General features: G+C 51.4%; 15 protein-coding genes. 8 read left to right on the top strand and 7 right to left on the bottom strand.

Features of this window, described 5'->3' with window-relative positions; translation table 11 throughout:
- Positions 1-223: 223 nt before the first annotated feature.
- Positions 224-1,378, top strand: a complete 1,155-nt coding sequence (locus E6C74_RS05970) for a GGDEF domain-containing protein (protein WP_168796970.1) — start codon at positions 224-226, stop codon at positions 1,376-1,378.
- Here the strand turns inward: E6C74_RS05970 and E6C74_RS05965 are convergent.
- Positions 1,344-1,637, bottom strand: coding sequence for a hypothetical protein (locus tag E6C74_RS05965; RefSeq protein ID WP_136483779.1), 294 nt, complete (start codon positions 1,635-1,637; stop codon positions 1,344-1,346). The two genes, E6C74_RS05970 and E6C74_RS05965, sit on opposite strands and share 35 nt — an antisense overlap.
- Before the next feature lie 382 nt (positions 1,638-2,019).
- On the opposite strand from E6C74_RS05965, the gene E6C74_RS05960 reads away from it, so the two are divergent.
- The gene (locus tag E6C74_RS05960) at positions 2,020-2,868 is read left to right on the top strand and encodes a pirin family protein (RefSeq protein WP_136483778.1); all 849 of its coding nucleotides are present in this window, start codon (positions 2,020-2,022) and stop codon (positions 2,866-2,868) included.
- Between the two features lie 288 nt (positions 2,869-3,156).
- Here E6C74_RS05960 and E6C74_RS05955 read toward each other — a convergent pair whose 3' ends face one another.
- On the bottom strand, positions 3,157-3,438 hold the full coding sequence (locus E6C74_RS05955) for a pyrimidine/purine nucleoside phosphorylase (RefSeq protein ID WP_136483777.1): 282 nt from the start codon (positions 3,436-3,438) through the stop codon (positions 3,157-3,159).
- A gap of 436 nt (positions 3,439-3,874) precedes the next feature.
- Here E6C74_RS05955 and E6C74_RS05950 point away from each other — a divergent pair, with 436 nt between their 5' ends.
- On the top strand, positions 3,875-4,261 hold the full coding sequence (locus tag E6C74_RS05950; RefSeq protein WP_136484001.1) for a DUF2850 domain-containing protein: 387 nt from the start codon (positions 3,875-3,877) through the stop codon (positions 4,259-4,261).
- 39 nt (positions 4,262-4,300) lie between these two features.
- Here the strand turns inward: E6C74_RS05950 and E6C74_RS05945 are convergent, their stop codons facing one another.
- Positions 4,301-5,668: a TrkH family potassium uptake protein gene (locus tag E6C74_RS05945; protein WP_136483776.1), complete on the bottom strand. Its 1,368-nt coding sequence runs from the start codon at positions 5,666-5,668 to the stop codon at positions 4,301-4,303.
- Positions 5,665-6,327 carry a TrkA family potassium uptake protein gene (locus E6C74_RS05940; RefSeq protein ID WP_136483775.1) on the bottom strand — a complete coding sequence of 221 codons (663 nt, stop codon included), beginning with the start codon at positions 6,325-6,327 and terminating at the stop codon, positions 5,665-5,667. Before E6C74_RS05940 ends, E6C74_RS05945 begins: the two co-directional genes overlap by 4 nt.
- A gap of 219 nt (positions 6,328-6,546) precedes the next feature.
- Here E6C74_RS05940 and E6C74_RS05935 point away from each other — a divergent pair, with 219 nt between their 5' ends.
- Positions 6,547-7,665 carry a mechanosensitive ion channel family protein gene (locus E6C74_RS05935; RefSeq protein WP_136483774.1) on the top strand — a complete coding sequence of 373 codons (1,119 nt, stop codon included), beginning with the start codon at positions 6,547-6,549 and terminating at the stop codon, positions 7,663-7,665.
- An 82-nt stretch (positions 7,666-7,747) separates the two neighbouring features.
- On the opposite strand, the gene E6C74_RS05930 is transcribed toward E6C74_RS05935, so the two are convergent.
- The gene (locus E6C74_RS05930; RefSeq protein ID WP_136483773.1) at positions 7,748-10,108 is read right to left on the bottom strand and encodes an ATP-binding protein; all 2,361 of its coding nucleotides are present in this window, start codon (positions 10,106-10,108) and stop codon (positions 7,748-7,750) included.
- A gap of 204 nt (positions 10,109-10,312) precedes the next feature.
- Between E6C74_RS05930 and E6C74_RS05925 the strand changes: the two genes are divergently transcribed.
- Positions 10,313-10,807, top strand: a complete 495-nt coding sequence (locus E6C74_RS05925; RefSeq protein ID WP_136484000.1) for a hypothetical protein — start codon at positions 10,313-10,315, stop codon at positions 10,805-10,807.
- A 51-nt stretch (positions 10,808-10,858) separates the two neighbouring features.
- Here E6C74_RS05925 and E6C74_RS05920 read toward each other — a convergent pair whose 3' ends face one another.
- Positions 10,859-11,758: a LysR family transcriptional regulator gene (locus tag E6C74_RS05920; RefSeq protein WP_136483772.1), complete on the bottom strand. Its 900-nt coding sequence runs from the start codon at positions 11,756-11,758 to the stop codon at positions 10,859-10,861.
- A 271-nt stretch (positions 11,759-12,029) separates the two neighbouring features.
- Between E6C74_RS05920 and E6C74_RS05915 the strand changes: the two genes are divergently transcribed.
- The 3 genes from E6C74_RS05915 to E6C74_RS05905 all read left to right on the top strand — a co-directional run bounded on the left by E6C74_RS05915 (position 12,030) and on the right by E6C74_RS05905 (position 17,920).
- Positions 12,030-13,724, top strand: coding sequence for an L-lactate permease (locus E6C74_RS05915; protein ID WP_136483771.1), 1,695 nt, complete (start codon positions 12,030-12,032; stop codon positions 13,722-13,724).
- Positions 13,725-13,826: 102 nt separating this feature from the next.
- Entirely contained in the window at positions 13,827-14,966 is a 1,140-nt protein-coding gene (lldD, locus tag E6C74_RS05910) for an FMN-dependent L-lactate dehydrogenase LldD (RefSeq protein WP_136483770.1), read from the top strand.
- Between the two features lie 110 nt (positions 14,967-15,076).
- Positions 15,077-17,920 (top strand): FAD-binding and (Fe-S)-binding domain-containing protein, encoded by a 2,844-nt coding sequence (locus E6C74_RS05905; protein WP_136483769.1) that lies wholly within the window; start codon positions 15,077-15,079, stop codon positions 17,918-17,920.
- 92 nt (positions 17,921-18,012) lie between these two features.
- On the opposite strand, the gene E6C74_RS05900 is transcribed toward E6C74_RS05905, so the two are convergent.
- Positions 18,013-18,846 (bottom strand): pyruvate, water dikinase regulatory protein, encoded by an 834-nt coding sequence (locus E6C74_RS05900; RefSeq protein WP_136483768.1) that lies wholly within the window; start codon positions 18,844-18,846, stop codon positions 18,013-18,015.
- Positions 18,847-18,875 lie beyond the last annotated feature (29 nt).

Genomic DNA, 18,875 nt, shown 5'->3' with positions numbered 1-18,875 from the left:
AGTTTTCAGCCACATCAGGTATCAGCGCCGGACATCCCCTCCCCTTAATATCTGTATTGCTATACGTAAATATCCTTAAATGTTCAAAGGTTGAATTAAGTCACATCCTTTTTTTCATACCTTGCTTCAGACAAAAAAATCTAATCTAGACTTTAATCGAGCGGTTTTACAATATAAGGATATGATACCCATGGGTAATCTGGTCGGAAGTCGACTCAGAGAGATGGCAGAACTGGGCCAGATACGCAAACAACAAATTGTGCTGTTAAGTGCTGTGATTACGGTGATCGTGTTGGTGCTGTATACGGTGCTCGACGCTGCAAATGCAAGTTGGTGGTATCTGGGCTTTAACATTGTCTGTTCACTCCTTGTGGGTAGCAGTCTGCTCTATTCTTTCAAACACACTTTTAGTCTGGCTGGCTATGTCCTCACTGGGGTACTTTTGGCGCAGGCGGTGATTGTTTTTTTGATGGGAGAACTCCACCCCAACCGACTTTTCTGGCTGTATCCAATTATCGCAACGATCATTTTTATCAACCGCTTTCCTGTCGGCCTGCTGCTCAGTGGCGGATTTTGCCTGTTAAGCGCTCTGACCATCTATAGCCGTCACCCCAGCCTTGGCGGAGAAGCGATGGCTGCCGATCGCTTGATCATCAGTCTGCTGGTGCTAAGCCTTATCTGTAATATTTGCACCTACTTATACACGCAGGCGGCAGAGTATATTCAGTCACTTTATCAAGAAGGATTGGAAGATATGGCCTACACCGATCGCCTGACCGGCCTGGCGAATCGCTGGAGTTTTGAAAACTGGGCCAAAGGCAAGCTGGAGCAGCAAAGAAATCGGGAGTCACTGACTGCACTGGTATTTATTGATATCGATGACTTCAAAATCATTAATGACAATTATGGTCATCAGATAGGTGACCAGGTCCTGAAACACTTTGCTCAACGCCTGAAAAATAACGTCCGACACCGCGCTCAGGGGACAGATCAGGACGACTATTCGATTGCGCGCTTTGCCGGCGATGAGTTTGTCATCCTGCTCTATGGGGTGAAGAATAAACTCGATCTCGACCATATCCTTGAACGTATTAGTCACCTTTTTCATGACAAACTACAAGAAGAAAACCGCACCTTGTTTAAACAGCTCACCGTTAGTGCCGGTGCCGCTCTGTTTCCGAACGACGCCAATAACCTTGAAGAGTTGACCCGCTGCGCAGACAAGGCAATGTACGCCGCCAAGCATCATGGTAAGAATCAGTACTGCTACTACCATACATTATCTGAAACGCATCCTCTCGAAGAAAAGACAGCTCACATCACGACCACACCTCTGCACGCGGTCAGGCAGACATATACATCAACCATAAGCCAGTGATAGCGAACACCACCAGCCAGATAGCATAACGGGCCGTATTAGGTTTATCAGGTTTGGGCTTGATCAACGGGCGCAGAGCCAGCCGTCTGGCTCTGCGGGTCACTTCCACGATCGAGGGCTCTTCAATCTGTCTCAGTTCTTCACGCTTTTGCTCCGCATGATTTGCCGCACGGGTAAAACGCTGTAGCTGATCCAGCGTTAAGTCTTTGTCCGGGTCGTAACGCGGATTCTGATCCGTATGTTTGGGAAGTACCGCCATAGTGACCTCCTCACTATTATCTTTCTCTCGTTAGTCGCCATCCACTGATTTTGTTACAGCATATTGTTTCAAACTAAGTCCAAATCTTTGACTATCAAAACGGCGCGACAACGCGTGATGACACGCAAAATATCAACCACAAGTATCACGTGCTTTCAGGGCTTGGCGCTTCACCAAACAGCCACGTTAATAAACCCTATTCTTGTACGTAAAACCTATTCTGTGCTTAAAAAACCGCTGTTCTAAGTATAGTTGAGAGACAGAAATCCGTACAAATCACAAAGTTGTTCAAATATATTGAATGACTGCCTCAACTGTGAAGACTCCTCTTTCTAGTGCACTGCACTACAATTGCCCCATGTTCTACCAACGGAGAAGAACCATGAGTAAAGCAAGAGCCATTCGACAGTTGATCCCTGCACAAGCCACCTCAGACGGTGACGGCGTCAAAATTCGTCGTGTCGCAGGATTTAACAACGCGAGCTTCTCTCCATTTTTGATGGTAGATGAACTGAAATCCGATGACCGCGCCGATTATGTTGGTGGTTTTCCACCACACCCGCATCGTGGTATCGAAACCCTGACTTATATGATGCAGGGCCACTTTCAGCATCGTGACCATATGGGCAATGTCGGCGAGCTTCGCAGCGGCGGCGCACAATGGATGGCGGCTGGACGCGGTGTGATTCACAGCGAAATGCCGATTATGGAAAACGGCGATCTGCACGGTTTCCAGATTTGGATTAACCAGCCGGCTCGCGACAAGATGATCCCGGCTCGCTACCATGATTTTCAGCCGGAAAGCATCACTGAACATAGTACAGAGACACTTGGCGTACTACGCGTATTAGCCGGGGATATCAATGCTAATGGTGACCAACTCCAGGGGCCACTGACACAAACCGGTGTACCGGCAACCGTCGCAGATTGGCGTGCTGGGACAGGCCATACACTGACCATGCGTACCATTGAGACCTACAACATGATGGTGTATGTCTACCAAGGAGTGATTAATATTGATGGTCATCCGGTCAAGCAAGGTGAAATGGCGATATTAACATATGGAAATCATGCAGAATTGGCAGCCCTGCAAGCCAGCGGCGCACTGATTTTTTATGGTGAGCCGATTCATGAGCCAGTGGTCCATTACGGTCCGTTTGTCATGAACAGCATCGATGAAATTGAGCAAGCGATTAACGATTACAATAGCGGCATCTTTGAGACGTATTAACCGGGGCATCAATCAACCCGGACGTTGATTGACCGAATAAGTGATTCACCGCGCAAGTGATTAAACGATGTTCTGATTGACTGTTTTGCCGAGCCTGTAAGGTTTCAGCTCTCGACACAAAAAGTGAATATCCACTGCCATTCCTTTTTGTTTTTGCCACACTCGTTGCGAGTGTGGCATTTTTATTGGCGCTAACTTCTGTGCCTGACGGGGTCGTCACGATAAACAGGACACGCCAATCGATGGCCAGCGGGCAGCATCCGCAAAGCGCTACCCACCAACGACTTATTACAGGTATTCACACAAGTAAGCGGTAGTGGTTGCCACTTTTACATCAAACGATGAATCACCTTCAACATCGAACGCCTCGCCTGCGTTAAAGGTCTGCCAGTCTGCATCCGTGGGACGTTTAATCGTCAGCGCACCGCTCACAACTGTCATACGTTCCGGCGCACCTGTGCCGAACGTGTACTCACCGACAGACATCACACCCACACTGATGGTGTTGGATTCCTGCTCAAAAGCCAGAGATTTTACATTCCCGTCGAAATAGGTGTTTTCCTTAATCATTTTTCTTCCTTGTCAAAGTGTATTCATCACTAACCTGTGTTAGCTGACTGTTTTTAACCTAAGTTTGACCATTACACAAGATGTAAACCATGCTTTATAACAGTCGGCTGCCATCAATACAGCGTAAAACAGGCTAGGCCAGATACGTCACCTAAGATGTGCAGGTAAGTTAACCCAAGGTATTAAGCCGTTACGGCATACCATAGCGGACAATTTGGAATAAGGATCAAGCTTTGATGTGAGGAATTTGCGCTGCAACAGACGCTCAGACACTCTATCTCACATTGAATTTAAGGATATTTCTTCAAACAGAGTCAACACGGGAGTAAACAGCGTGGCGGCAGGTAATCAAGGAAATCGAGCGGAAAGCAGCCCTGCCGGGCCGCGCTTTGGCAGTATAGCCACCAAAGCAGTTTTCTGGCTCACGCTGTGTGCTATGGCGGGTGGATTCGCCGCTCTGATCCTGGTCAGTTACCGTGACTATGTCGATCAGAGCCACGTTTACGGCACCTGGATCGAAATCGGTACGCCGCCCTACCAGACGGAAGTTCTGACCCTCAACGATCAGGGCGTATTTCGTAACGGCCGTATGGTCAGCACCCAATTTGAATTTGATGGTAAAACCATCTCCATCAAAACCGGCGGTGGTGTCAGCCTTTATCAGATGGCTGGAACCCCTAACTCACCTCAGCTCAAGCGTCTCAAACCCGACCTGCCTGCCCAGCGCCTTATCAAACAAGGCTATGAACACACCGTCAGCGATGAACAGGTCGGCGGTCAGGTGCGCCGCGCCGCACTGTCCGAGCATTTCAGTGCAGAGTGAAACAGCGCAGGCGCTCCTACCTCCCGGCGTAAACAGAGCTTAGCCGGTCAGCACGTCGTCTTCAGGATACTTGAGCAGACTTGCCTGCGGGCGGGCCAGCATATAAGCCAGCGTCAGCGGACCAATACGGCCGATAATCATCACCACAATCAGGATGTACTTACCCGGTTCGGATAAATGAGCGCTCAATCCGGCGCTAAGCCCAACTGTCGCAAAGGCAGATATCGTCTCAAACAGCACCTGTTCAAAACTGGCCTGCTCTGTCAGCATGAGTAAAAACATCGCCACGGTCAGCAGGGCTCCGCTCACCACAATGATGGCGAGCGATTTAGTCACTGTTGGCCAGTTCACGCTGCGCTGAAACATCACCACGTGTTTCTTCTGGCGCAAGAATGCCCAGGTCGCTGCCACCGCAACGGCAAACGTCGAGACTTTAATCCCGCCGCCGGTTGACGTTGAACCGGCACCAATCAACATCAGCATGATCATAATCAGCATCGCCGGCTGAGTGAGCTGCGCCACATCGATACTATTAAATCCGGCGGTGCGCGCCGTCGCGGACTGAAAGAAGGCTGCGAGCCACTGTTGCCAGACCGGCAAACTTTGCATTGTCGCCGGATTGTTGTGCTCCAGCAGCCAGAACAACAAGGTACCTGCGACCAGCAGTAGCAGTGTCGCCGCCAGCATAATCTGGGTATGCAGGCTAAAGTAACGCCAGCCGTTGCGGCGATGCATCCACAAATCGCCGACCACAGTGAATCCCAATCCGCCGAATATAAACAGTCCAGCCAGTGTCAGCAGCAGCATCGGCTCACCGGAATAAGCACTCATGCTGTCTGAAAACAGCGAGAAACCGGCGTTATTAAACGCCGATACCGCGTGAAATAACGCATAGAACATGCCCTCTGCCCAGCCCATTTTCGGCACCCAATACCAGCACAGCAGCAGCCACCCGATACTTTCGGCAATCAACGCAAAAATAATAATTCGCCTAACCAGATGCTGCAGGTTAACCGAGCGATCCTGCCCGAGCGCTTCTTTGGCAATCGCCTGTTGCTTGAGACTCAGTCGCACCCCAAACAGATAAAGCAGTACGGCTGACAATGTCATCTGCCCCAAACCGCCAATCTGCATCAGCAGCATCAGCAGAATCTTGCCTTCCAGCGTAAAATGAGAGCCGGTATCGACCACACCAAGACCGGTCACGCTGATCGCGGAAGTCGCGGTAAACAGAGCATCGGTAAAGCTAAGGCCAGTTTTAGAAAACACCGGCAGCGTCAGCAACACGGCCGCCGGCAGTAACACCGAAAGAAAGCTGAGCAGAATGATTTTCGGCTCCGAGCCCTGGCGCCGTTTTTTGTCCTGAATCGGGGTATAGAATATCCCGCTGCGTTCGTGCGGTATCATAAGTTCTGCAACTGCTTAGTCAGGGTTTGCTGCGGGCCGACTACGATCAACATATCGCCGATTTCCAGCACAGTATCCAGTGAAGGAGAGCAAGTCACTTCCGGTCCGCGTTTAAATCCCAGCACCTGAATGCCTTTTTGATGATAAACCGGCATATCACCGATGCTTTTACCCATCATCTGAGATCCAATGACCACTTCGGTCAGGGCAAGACCGCTACCGAGTTCGATAAATTCCAGCACCCGGCGATCCAGCATCTTACGCGCAACCCTGATGCCCATGTCCCGTTCAGGCATAATCACGTGATCGGCGCCGACTTTGTGCAGTATTTTGACATGATACTTGTCGTTCGCCTTCACCCACACCGATTTGGCGCCGGATTCCTTAACCACTAATGTCGTCAGAATGGAAGCGTTGATGTCTTCACCAATCGCAATCAGCACCATGTCGTACTCTTTCAGTTTGAGTTCAAACACCGTTTCTTCAATCGTACAGTTGGCAACAATGGCCTGCGTGGCAAAATTGAGCGCCATTTTGACTTTGTCTTCATCAATATCCACCGCCAGTACCTGAGCTCCCGCTTCCATCAACTCCTCACACACCGACAGACCGAATTGCCCCAGTCCTATCACTGCAAACTGCTTATCACGAATTTTCATTCTGCTCCCTTATGCCCATCGACGTCATGCAAAGTTTTCTTTCTGCCAAAACTAGAGAGTGCTAAAAAGCTAAATTGTTCATTTTACATACCAAAGTTATATACCAATCTTCAGCATAACCACAATGTCCGCTGCATGTCATGTATAGAGAATGACGAGCTTTTCTGGTAGTTTGTGCGGCAAAACTTTCCTTTCAATTTTACTCACACAAGCACTCTCATGAGCATTGACGAACTAATCCTGCGCTTTGAACAATCCCCTTATCTGAAAGACTGGGACAACAGCGTACTACTGATCACTCTAGCCAGCTTTCTGGCTTGGGGGATATGGCGCCTGGCTTACCGCTACCTGTTTAACCTGACTGAGAAAACCCGGATTCACTGGGATGATCTGCTGCTGCACTCCCTGAAAACTCCCATCAGTACCCTGATCTGGTGCTGGCCAGGCACGATTTCACTCGGGTTGCTGCTGGATGACCACTTCCAGACCAAATTCAACTGGCTGCAAAACAGCAAAAAACTGATGCTGATTGCCATTTTTGTCTGGATTCTGCTGCGTCTGGTCGGTGAGGTCGAACGTCACCTGCTTGTGCAACGCGTCCATGATGAAACGACGGTACAAGCGGTATCCAAAGTGGTGCGATTACTGTTTATTATGACGGGATTGTTGTCGATTATGCAGGCATTCGGACTGAGCCTTAAAGGCCTGCTGACCTTTGGCGGAGTCGGCGGCCTGGTGGTGGGTCTGGCGGCCAAAGACCTGCTATCGAACTTTTTTGGCGGACTGATGATCTATTTTGATCGCCCGTTTAAAGTCGGCGACTGGATTCGTTCTCCGGATCGCCAGATTGAAGGTACCGTGGAGCGTATCGGCTGGCGCATGACCATCATCCGCACATTTGATAAGCGTCCTTTATATGTGCCCAACTCGGTGTTCAGCAACATTGTGGTCGAGAATCCGTCCCGGATGCTCAACCGCCGTATTCATGAGACCATAGGGCTGCGTTACCAGGATGCCGACAAAATGGAACGCGTCATCAACGATGTTCGTGACATGCTGCAAAATCACCCAGATATCGATGCAGAACAAACCCTGATCGTCAATTTCAATAGCTTTGGGGCGTCCTCGCTGGATTTCTTTATTTATACCTTTACCAAAACCATCAACTGGATTCGCTTCCATGAAGTTAAGCAGGATGTGCTGTTGAAGGTGATGGCGATTGTACGCAAGCACGGTGCCGATGTGGCCTTCCCGACCCGTACCCTGATGATTGATCCCGGCAGGCAGTCGCCACAACCCGACCAGGTATTGCGGGGCTCGGTAGCAGAAACGCGTTAAACCGGAGCATTTCGGCCTTATCAGTATGCAGGCCAAAATCGCCCCTAGCCGGGGCGATTTTGGCAATCACATCAAAATGTGATTACTTACGTAACGCATTCAACTTAGCTTGTGCCAGACCAAAAATCGTATCCACCGGATAACTGCCGTCTTCGGTTGCAACCCCGGCAGGTTTGCCGGTAAACAACTCAATCGCTTCGGTCACGTGTTCAATCGCCCAAATATTGAACTCACCTTTCTCAACAGCTTTGACGATATCGGCACGCAGCATCAGGTTATGCATGTTGGATCGCGGGATGATCACCCCTTGCCCGGCATGATGACCTTTGATTGCACACACATCAAAGAAACCTTCGATTTTCTCGTTCACTCCGCCAATCGGCTGTGCCTCACCAAACTGATTCATCGAACCGGTAATCGCAATTTCCTGACGGTTAGGTTGTTTGGAAAAAGCCGACACGATGGCACAAAACTCAGCCATGCTGGCACTGTCTCCGTCTACACCACCGTAGGACTGCTCAAACGTAATCGTGGTCGTGAGTGGTACCCGGGCGGTTCGGCCAAATACCGAGTTGAGGTAAGCCGACAAAATCATCACGCCTTTAGAGTGGATGCTGCCGCCCAGATCAACACTGCGCTCGATATCAATGATATCGCCGTCGCCGTACGATGTAGTGGCGGTAATCCGGTTTGGCGCACCAAAAGCATGGTCGCTGGTCGCCAGCACCGACAACGCATTCACCTGCCCGACCGCCATACCGTCAGTCTGGATCAGGGTAGTGCCGTTGATGAAGCTCTCCATCACCCCTTCCTGAATCCGGTTAACCCGCAATTGCTGATTATGCAGCGCCTCATCAACATGGCTCTGGCGAATCATATTCGAATTCGCCTGACGCGCCACATAGTTGGACTCACGCAGCAGATTGGCAATATGAGCCGAATGCAGAGAGAGTTTATTTTGATCGCCGGTAATGCGTGAACTGTGCTCAATAATGCGCGCGATGGCTTTACGGTCACAGTGCAGCATATTGTTGTCATGCACTATGCTGGAAATAAAACGCGCGTAATGGAGCTCGCTATCGGCAGTGCGCTTCATCTCATCTTCAAAATCTGCCGTTACCCGGAACAGTTCGCTGAATTCAGGATCATAATGAGTCAGCAGTTCGTAGGTGCGGTAATCACCAAACAGAATGATTTTGACATCCAGCGGAATCGGTTCTGGATCGAGTGAAACCGTCCCCGTCAGGGTGACCTCTTTCTCCAACGATGTAAAACTAAGCTGACGCGAGCGCAACGCCCGTTTAATGCCGTCCCACACATAAGGCTGCTCAAGCACCTTCACCGCATCCATCAGCAATACACCGCCATTCGCTTTATGCAAGCTACCCGCGCGGATCAAGGAGAAATCGGTAAATACGGTACCTTTATAGGTCGCCGTTTCAACGTAACCGAACAGTGAGTGATAGTTGGGGTTCTCCTCGACCACCATCGGAAACTCTTCCGACTGACGACTGACCAGCACGTTGACTTTGTAACGACGTGGCAGTTTTTTATCCAGCGCCGCACCGGCAATTTCACTCTGCTCACCGCTTTCATCCAGGAAGATCTCGACGTTGTCGACGATGTCCTTTTGCAGTTCAGTCAGGTAACTTTTGACTTCCGGATAACGGCTGTAATCCTGCTTGAGCTGCTTGATAAAGTGGCTGATCACATCCAGAGTGACATCGTCGTTAAGTTTCTTGATTTTCTCGCTGTACGACTCTTCCCACTCGGTCAATTGACGCACCATATTACGCAACGCCACTTCCAGCTCGTCAATGATCTGACCAAACTGTTCCTGCTCTTTCTTACTCAGCGCATCAAAGGTTTCTTCGGTATGCTGCTCATCACCATTCATGGCGACAAACTGATAGTCGCCCTGGGAGGTAATCGTCAGACTGATGCCCTGCTCGGTAGCAATGCGCGAAATCTCTTCCAGTTCGGTCTGCTGCTTTTGCGCCAGCTGATTCTTGAGTTTCTCTGCGCGGCTGAAATAGATTTCATTATCGAACGCCAGCGGAATCGCGTTCATCAGTTTGACCATCAGTTTTTCAATGTCCTGACGGAACGCCTGACCAACACCGCGCGGCAGCTTCAGCACCCGCGGCGTACGGATATCCTCAAAGTTAGCCACATAGCACCAGTCACACAGATGGCCGACATCGTGCTTATGACGTTTCAGATAACGCAGGATCATGGTGCGTTTGCCAAGGCCATTTCGCCCGATGGCGTAAATGTTGTAGCCTTTTTCCTTAATAGACATGGCAAATTCGACCGCTTTCTGCGCTCGTTCCTGACCAACAATCTCATCAATGGGAGCCAGTTCTTTTGTCGATTTACAAGGCAGTTTTTCAAGCTCTGCTACGTGGTAAAGCTGTGCTGCGTCTAGTTTTTGAATCGCCATCGCTCCGCTCCTTGGGTTTTTATACTTGTTCTTTTGTAGCCTAAGTTTAGAGGCAAAGCATAGACTTTTTAGTGACTTACCCCATATTCACGCCTGAATGGACAAATAATAACCAAATAATGACCTCAATTATAATAACAATTATTTGCAATTGATAATTATTTGCATTTAAATATTCACTGTTGAGTTAAGCGGAGAGTGATGATGGAAATAAAACAGTGTTGGACCAGCTATCAGCAGGCGGAAAATCTGCTCAAACATGGTCACTGGGCGCAAGCACGTTTTCTGTTTGAAGATGTGCTGCATTATCTGCCTGAGCATATTCAAAATGCGGCGCAGAATACCACGACCAAACCGTGCCAGATGGCCTGCCTTATCAGCGTCATGCGCGATGCGGCAATCAAACAGGCTGAGATTCTGACCAGCATGGGCCATCCGCAACGTGCGTTTGCTGTGCTCAATAACTGCTATGCCCTGTTGCAATTCACCTCAATTGAGGAATCCGATCTGATTCAATCGGTCGCCGCTGTAATGGATCAATCCAGCGAGCTGTTACTCAACCAGATGACGCAGTTTTGCCTGTCACAACGCCAGGCATCCTGGCAGCTGGAACATGAACATCTGACCAAATCCCATCACTATTTCACTCAGCTCAAAGCCTACCGCGAACGCATCAGCTCGGCGGTGATGATCAACTAAATCGGCGCTCGCTGGCTGCCTCCCTGCCGCGCACTGTCAGCGTAAAGTCGCTCAGAAATAGTGTGAGATCGCCAGGTATCTGGCCCGGATATGCTCAATCAGCAGGCGAACTTTATTGGGTAACTGGCGGGTAAACGGGTAAACCGCATAAATACCCAGTTTTTTCCCCACCTGCTGCGGAAAAATATCCACCAGCTCGCCATTGCGAAAATCGTGATACACCAGGCAACGCGGGACATAAGCAATCCCGTGCCCGCCCAGAGCGGCTTTGCGCAGCGCACGAGCATCATCGGTGGAAAAGGTTCCGGACACCCGCACAATATAGGTCCCTTTCGGGCTCTTGAACTCCCACTCACTGGCTCCCGTGGTCTGATAGGCGTACTGCAGGCAGTTGTGATTAACGAGATCTTCCGGTTTGTACAGTTTGCCGTTGCGGGCAATGTAGGAAGGAGAAGCGCACACCACCCACTGTGAATCCAGGATATGACGCGCAATCAGACTGGAATCTTCCAGATAACCGGTGCGAATCACCAGGTCAAAGCCGCCTTCAACCAAATCAACAAAACGGTTATCGAGCGACATATCCACCGTCAGCCCCGGATGAAGATTGCAAAACTCCGCCACCGCATCCGCCAGGATCAAATCGCCGGAAATACTCGGCACCGACATTTTAATATGCCCGCTGACGTTTTCACCAAATCCGGCCACGGCATCACTGGCTTCCTGGGTGGCTTGCTTCACATTTTTGGCACTGGCCAGCAGCGCCTTACCCGCTTCGGTCAGGGTTAATTTACGCGTTGTTCGATATAATAACTGCACGCCCAACTGCTCTTCCAGACGCGCCATTCTTTTACTAACTACTGAATTTGTAAGGTTATTTTGTTCTGCAACCTTGCTAAAACTGCCCAATTCCACTACCTGGGCAAACAAAATTAAATCATCCGCACGCATTTTATTTATCAACTTTTGGAAATAATCATTTTCATTATTTCTCTATATTGCAAAAAAATAAAGCAGTACATTCACGCCGTATTAACAAACCAATCACAAATATAAAAATTAGCAACCTGAGCTCTAACGTCTTACTTCTGACCAGCCGATGAAAGCGAGAAGACTGAATCGATCAGCACCGTGTTCATCAACAGTCCGTCAGGAATAACCGGTATCCTACAATACGCGTTAATCCACCCAGTGTGGGAGCTCATGGACAAGGAAGGACTCCATGAACGATACTCTGCTAGCCTTAGTGGCTTTTTCACCGATAGTGGTGGCGGCCATTTTGCTGGTCGGCCTCAACTGGCCAGCCAAAAAAGCCATGCCTGTGGCTTTCGCCCTGACCATTATCATCGCCCTCACTTTCTGGGATATGACCACCAACCGCGTGCTGGCCTCGGTCCTTCAGGGGCTGGGCATCACGGTCACCGTACTGTGGATCGTGTTCGGTGCTATCTTTTTGCTCAACACTCTCAAGCACACCGGCGCGATTAGCGCAATTCGTAACGGCTTTACCGACATCTCACCGGATCGCCGGGTGCAGGCCATCATCATCGCCTGGTGCTTTGGTTCATTTATTGAAGGGGCATCCGGTTTTGGTACTCCGGCCGCCATCGCAGCTCCGCTACTGGTTGCCATCGGCTTTCCGGCCATGGCTGCAGTACTGATGGGAATGATGATTCAGTCGACCCCGGTATCATTCGGCGCGGTTGGCACCCCGATTCTGGTCGGTGTCAATAAAGGATTGGATACCCATAACATCAGCGAGGCACTGCTGGCTAATGGCTCGAACTGGGAGGCTTACCTGCAGCAGATTACGGCCAGCGTAGCGTTAATCCATGCCTGTGTCGGCAGCCTGATGCCGGTGTTAATGGCCATGATGCTGACCCGATTCTTCGGCCAGAACCGCAGCTGGCGTGAGGGTCTGAGCATTCTGCCGTTTGCGCTGTTTGCCGGGTTGTCCTTTACCATTCCATACGCATTAACTGGTGTATTGCTCGGTCCGGAATTTCCGTCTTTGGTCGGCGCGCTCTGCGGTCTGACTATCGTCGTTACCGCGGCGAAAAAGGGCTTTCTGGTGCCGAAAACCAGCTGGGATTTCATGCCGGAGAAAGAGTGGCCGGTGGAATGGCTCGGTTCGCTGAAAATGGATCTGGACGAGGTAAAACGCAAACCAATGGGCCTGATGCTGGCCTGGACACCTTATCTGCTGCTGGCTGCGCTCCTAGTCTTAAGCCGCATCAGCCCGGAGTTTAAACAGCTGCTGCTCAGCTTTAGCATCAATGCCAATAATATTCTGGGTGAGAATGGTATCAGCGCTTCCTTTGCCCCTTTATACCTGCCGGGTGGCATCCTACTGTTCACTGCCCTGCTGGCGGTACTTATCCAGTCTCGCAGCCTGAAGCCTATGGCGCAGGCACTGGGTGAATCGAGCAAAACCCTGGTCGGTGCCGGTTTCGTACTGGTGTTCACCATTCCTATGGTGCGAATCTTCATTAACTCCGGAGTCAATATGTCCGACCTGGCCAGTATGCCGGTGACCACCGCGAATTTCGCCGCGGGTCTGGTCGGAGACGCTTTTCCGGCGCTGAGCGCGACCGTTGGCGCTCTGGGCGCATTTATTGCCGGCTCCAACACGATTTCCAACATGATGTTCAGCCAGTTCCAGTTCGAAGTGGCGCACACGCTGACCATTTCAAGCGTGACTGTGATTGCTCTGCAAGCGGTCGGTGCAGCGGCCGGCAACATGATTGCCATCCATAATGTCGTGGCCGCTTCAGCAACGGTCGGCCTGCTGGGTCGCGAAGGTGCGACACTGCGCAAAACGGTGATTCCAACTTTCTACTACCTTGTAGTAACAGGAATTATTGGCCTGATCGTGATTTACGGCTTTCACGTCACCGATGTGCTGATGACCGCTTAATTGTGTAGCGGAGACCAGCCTGGTCTCCGTCTTTTAACGCCCCAACCTGCCATGATGAAACAGGCGACTGACCTGTCCGACTGAAACGTTAGGAATGTATTTATGATTATCTCAGCCTCTACCGACTACCGCGCGGCAGCAAAAGCCAAGTTGCCACCCTTTTTGTTTCACTACATCGATGGTGGCTCATACAGCGAGCATACCTTGCGACGCAATACCGACGATCTGTCTGATATCGCCCTGCGTCAGCGGGTGCTGAACGACATGTCACAACTCGATGTGTCGACCGAACTGTTTGGCGAGCAACTGGCAATGCCAATCGCCCTCGCACCGGTTGGCCTGACCGGTATGTACGCCCGGCGCGGTGAAGTTCAGGCTGCAACCGCCGCCTGCAACAAAGGTATTCCGTTTACCCTTTCCACCGTTTCCGTCTGTCCGATTGAAGAGGTCGCTCCGGCGATTGAGCGCCCAATGTGGTTCCAGCTTTATGTACTCAAAGATCGCGGATTCATGAAGAACGTGCTGGAACGTGCCAAAGCGGCCGGAGTGACGACCTTAGTATTTACCGTCGATATGCCAGTACCGGGTGCCCGTTACCGCGACATGCATTCCGGTATGAGCGGTCCGAACGCAGCAGTGCGCCGAGTCATGCAGGCGATGACTCACCCGGCCTGGGCCTGGGATGTCGGCCTGAACGGTAAACCGCATGATCTGGGGAACATCTCCAGATATCGCGGTACACCGACCAAACTTGAGGATTACATTGGCTGGCTCGGTACCAACTTTGATCCGTCGATTTCCTGGCAAGATCTTGAATGGATACGAGATTTCTGGGATGGACCTATGGTGATTAAAGGTATCCTCGACACCGAAGATGCCAAAGATGCGGTGCGCTTTGGTGCCGATGGTATCGTGGTATCCAACCACGGCGGCCGTCAGTTGGATGGTGTGCTTTCCACTGCCCGAGCGCTGCCGGATATTGCCGATGCGGTGAAAGGCGATTTGAAAATTCTGGTCGACTCCGGCATCCGTACCGGTCTGGATGTGGTTCGTATGCTGGCGCTGGGCGCAGATTGCACCTTACTCGGACGCGCTTTTGTTTATGCACTGGCGACCCACGGACAGGCTGGCGTGGAGAATCTGCTTGATCTGTTTAAGAAAGAGATGCAGGTTGCCATGACGCTGACCGGAGCAAAAACTGTCCATGAACTGTCCCAAGACTCTCTGGTCAGAGGAATCTAGTTCAACGCTGAGTTTGCAGGACCTCAGGCCCTGTAACTCTGAGATCAACAGACAAAAAAGCAGGCTTTCAGCCTCCGGTACTGAGAGCCTGAATAAAAACAGGAAGTCATATGAACAAGTCACCTTCTGCAGCTCAATATCAGCAACTTGAACAACGGCTCAGTAGCCAAATTGACGCCGAGCGCATCATTACTCAGCAAGCCAAACGTCTGGCCTACGGCACCGATGCCAGTTTTTATCGTCTGGTACCGAAAATAGTGCTGCGCCTCAACTCCCTGCAGGAGGTCATTTTTGCCATTGAGAGCTGCGCTGCGCTCGGTATCCATTTTACCTTCCGTGCAGCGGGAACCAGCTTGTCGGGCCAGGCCGTGTCGGACTCAGTGCTGATCACCCTGACCGACGACTGGCGCGGTCACCAGATCCTCGATGATGGCCACAAGATTCTCCTGCAGCCCGGCGTCATCGGCTCAGATGCCAATAAATATCTTGCCCCCTACCAACGTAAAATCGGCCCGGATCCTGCCTCGATCAATAGTTGCAAAATCGGTGGTATCGCCGCCAACAACTCGAGCGGCATGTGCTGCGGTACCGCACAAAACTCATACCGCACCGTGGACAGTATGAAAGTGGTCTTTGCCGATGGTTTTGTGCTCGATACCCGTGATGAGGCCAGTGTCGCACGCTTTAAACAGCACAAACCGCAGTTAGTCGCAGGGCTGCAGGCACTGTGCGCCGAAACCTTGGCCAATACGGAACTGAGCGAACGTATTCGTCACAAATATCGCTTAAAAAATACGACCGGCTACGCGCTGAATGCGCTGGTCGATTTCAGCGACCCGATTGAAGTTCTGGAACACCTGATGATAGGTTCCGAGGGTACATTGGGATTCATCGCGGAAATTACCTATAACACCGTCATTGAGCATAGCCACAAAGCGTCAGCTCTGCTGGTGTTTGCCGATATTGAGCAGGCCAGCCAGGCCGTGACGAAGCTCTCTCTCACACCCGTCGCTGCCGTGGAGATGATGGACGGGCGCGCCATGCGTTCGGTCGCAGACCAAAAAGGCATGCCAGCCTTTATTGCCAACCTGGATCTGGAAGCCGCTTCTCTACTGATTGAAACTCATGCCAGTGATGATGCAACCCTGCAGGCACAATGCGACCAGATTCTTGCCGCCCTGAGTGATTATCAGATTCTGGAGTCCGTGCCGTTTACGTCCGATAACCGCATGGTCGCGACCCTGTGGGGGATACGTAAAGGCATGTTCCCCGCGGTGGGCGCAGTGCGTGAAGTCGGTACGACCGTGATTATTGAAGATGTCGCTTTCCCGGTCGAATATCTGGCATCGGGTGTGCGCGATCTGCAGACGCTGTTTGATAAATACCACTATAGTGAAGCGATCATTTTTGGCCATGCGCTGGAAGGCAACCTGCATTTTGTCTTTACCCAGGGGTTTGAAAGTCAGCAGGAAATCGATCGCTACGGCGCCTTTATGGATGAGGTCGCTGATCTGGTCGCGGTGAAATATCAGGGCTCACTTAAGGCCGAACACGGCACCGGACGCAACATGGCTCCCTATGTTGAGCTGGAATGGGGCAAAGACGGTTATGCGCTAATGCAGAAAATCAAAGCCTTATTTGACCCGCACGGACTGCTCAATCCCGGCGTCATTATCAATGACGATCCTCACTCCCATATCAGTCATCTCAAACCTATGCCTGCCGCTGACGATCTGGTTAACCGCTGTATTGAGTGCGGATTTTGTGAACCGGTCTGCCCGTCACGCACACTGACCCTGTCACCGCGCCAGCGTATCGTGTTGTATCGCGAACTGCAGCGTCGCCGGGCAGCCGGAGAAGAGGTCGAAGCGAGTGAACTGGCCAAAGTCTTCGAGTACCAGGGTATGGATACCTGTGCGGCAACCGGCTTATGTGCCGAGCGTTGTCCGGTCGGCATCAACACTGGCGATCTGGTCAAAAAACTGCGCAGCGCCAAATACGAAAAATTTACCCCAATCGCGCGCTGGACCGCCGAGCACTTTGCCACCACCACCGCGCTGGCCAGAACCGGCCTCAAAGCCAATCAACTGGCGACCAATACTCTGGGCGCAAAAACCGTCGCCGGCCTGAGCAACGGATTGCGTCGCCTGACCAAAGGCAAAACGCCGCTCTGGATACCGGAAATGCCGCAGGCAAACACGCACCCACTTGAGCGGGCGGCATACAATCTTCCGCAACGAGAAAAGAAAGTGGTCTACGTACCTTCTTGTGCCAGCCGCAATATGGGCCAGCAACAAGATGCGCAGGATCAACGTCCGCTGACAGAAGTAATCTTGTCGCTGCTCAACAAAGCCGGTTATGAAGTGATACTGCCGGATGCGCTCAGTGAGCTGTGCTGCGGTATGCCCTATGACAGCAAAGGGATGAGTGAACTGGCCAGCAGTAAGGCGCAGCAGCTGGAACAAGCCATCTGGCAGGCCAGCAGGCAGGGGGAATATCCGGTGCTGATGGACACCAGTCCGTGTGCCAAACGCAGCATTGAGCAGTTTACTCAACCGCTCGAGGTGCTTGAACCGGCTGGATTTGTCAGTAAATACCTGCTCGATCATCTGGCGATCACGCCGAAAGATGAAACAGTGATGCTGCACATTACCTGCAGTGCACGCCGCCTGGGGCTGGAAAACGCCATGCTGGCTTTGGCCAGAGCCTGCGCGTCAGAAGTCGTGGTACCTGAACATATTCAGTGCTGCGGCTGGGCCGGTGATAAAGGTTTTACCACGCCAGAGCTCAATGCAGCAGCGGTTAAGCCGCTCAGAGAGCAGGTACCAGAGCAGTGCACGCGCGGGTTCAGTAACAGCCGTACCTGTGAAATCGGTTTGTCGCATCATAGCGGCATCCCTTATCAATCCATCTTGTATCTGGTGGATGAAGTGGCCCGCCCGCTGGTCAACTGACACTAATCAGGCACAACAGAGGTAAAAGGCCACAATCAGCAAGGCGCTCCCCGGAGCGCCTTGTGATAAAGCTAAGAGCCAGCGGACGATGCTCAGAACAGACGGCGTTTGAGGCCGGATTTCTCCAGAATGCGGGTCGAAATCTCTTCCACCGATAACGACGAGGTATTGATGTAAGGAATCGCTTCGCGCCGGAACAATCCCTCAACAGTTGCCAGTTCAGTCTGACACTGTTGAGTGCTGGCGTAATTGGAGCCGGCGAGACGGTTTTCACGAATTTCGGTCAGACGCTCGGCGTCAATAGTGAGACCGAACAACTTGTGGCGATGCATCTCAAACTCAGGCAACAGGCGCAGCGCGCGGATGTCATCGGCAATAAACGGGTAATTGACGACACGCAGGCCAAACTGCATCGCCATGTAAAGACTGGTTGGCGTTTTGCCGCTGCGCGATACGCCGAGCAGGATAATATCCGCCTGCTCGAGCCCCTTGAGTGACACACCGTCGTCGTGCGCCAGGGTGTATTCTATCGCCGCAATACGGTCAAAATAGGTATTGGTGTCTTTACCGACACTACGCGAGCGCTGCAACTTCGGCACCGGCTCCATCTGAATATCGTCTCTGACACGCTGCACTATGCTGTCCAGCACATCATAGCAATAAGCTGGCGCATTCAGCAGGCGCTCGCGCAGTTCGGGAACGACCATAGAAAAGAACACCAGCGGACGCACACCATTGCGGGTGTAAGAGAGCTCAATCTGTTTGATCAGCTCGCTGAGCTTGTCGCTGGATTCGATAAACGGGAAGGTTTGTTCGTTGGCCGGAAACGGGAATTGTCCCAGAACCACGTGACCAACGGTTTCACAAGTGATGGCCGTTCCATCGGAAACGTAGAATACATCACGACTTTGACTTTCTGTATGCATTTTTGTTTAAAACTTAAAAATAACTTGAT

It is taken from the genome of Vibrio sp. H11, assembly GCF_004804295.1.
Classification (GTDB): domain Bacteria; phylum Pseudomonadota; class Gammaproteobacteria; order Enterobacterales; family Vibrionaceae; genus Vibrio; species Vibrio ostreae.
This window is presented reverse-complemented; position numbering and strand designations above follow the sequence as displayed.

Coding starts and splice junctions, on each gene's coding strand:
- E6C74_RS05940 (WP_136483775.1), bottom strand. CDS start 6,327: ATGAAAATTCGTGATAAGCAGTTTGCAGTGATAGGACTGGGGCAATTC.
- E6C74_RS05905 (WP_136483769.1), top strand. CDS start 15,077: ATGAACAAGTCACCTTCTGCAGCTCAATATCAGCAACTTGAACAACGG.
- E6C74_RS05945 (WP_136483776.1), bottom strand. CDS start 5,668: ATGATACCGCACGAACGCAGCGGGATATTCTATACCCCGATTCAGGAC.
- E6C74_RS05925 (WP_136484000.1), top strand. CDS start 10,313: ATGGAAATAAAACAGTGTTGGACCAGCTATCAGCAGGCGGAAAATCTG.
- lldD (WP_136483770.1), top strand. CDS start 13,827: ATGATTATCTCAGCCTCTACCGACTACCGCGCGGCAGCAAAAGCCAAG.
- E6C74_RS05935 (WP_136483774.1), top strand. CDS start 6,547: ATGAGCATTGACGAACTAATCCTGCGCTTTGAACAATCCCCTTATCTG.
- E6C74_RS05960 (WP_136483778.1), top strand. CDS start 2,020: ATGAGTAAAGCAAGAGCCATTCGACAGTTGATCCCTGCACAAGCCACC.
- E6C74_RS05965 (WP_136483779.1), bottom strand. CDS start 1,637: ATGGCGGTACTTCCCAAACATACGGATCAGAATCCGCGTTACGACCCG.
- E6C74_RS05970 (WP_168796970.1), top strand. CDS start 224: ATGGCAGAACTGGGCCAGATACGCAAACAACAAATTGTGCTGTTAAGT.
- E6C74_RS05915 (WP_136483771.1), top strand. CDS start 12,030: ATGAACGATACTCTGCTAGCCTTAGTGGCTTTTTCACCGATAGTGGTG.
- E6C74_RS05955 (WP_136483777.1), bottom strand. CDS start 3,438: ATGATTAAGGAAAACACCTATTTCGACGGGAATGTAAAATCTCTGGCT.
- E6C74_RS05900 (WP_136483768.1), bottom strand. CDS start 18,846: ATGCATACAGAAAGTCAAAGTCGTGATGTATTCTACGTTTCCGATGGA.
- E6C74_RS05930 (WP_136483773.1), bottom strand. CDS start 10,108: ATGGCGATTCAAAAACTAGACGCAGCACAGCTTTACCACGTAGCAGAG.
- E6C74_RS05950 (WP_136484001.1), top strand. CDS start 3,875: ATGGCGGGTGGATTCGCCGCTCTGATCCTGGTCAGTTACCGTGACTAT.
- E6C74_RS05920 (WP_136483772.1), bottom strand. CDS start 11,758: ATGCGTGCGGATGATTTAATTTTGTTTGCCCAGGTAGTGGAATTGGGC.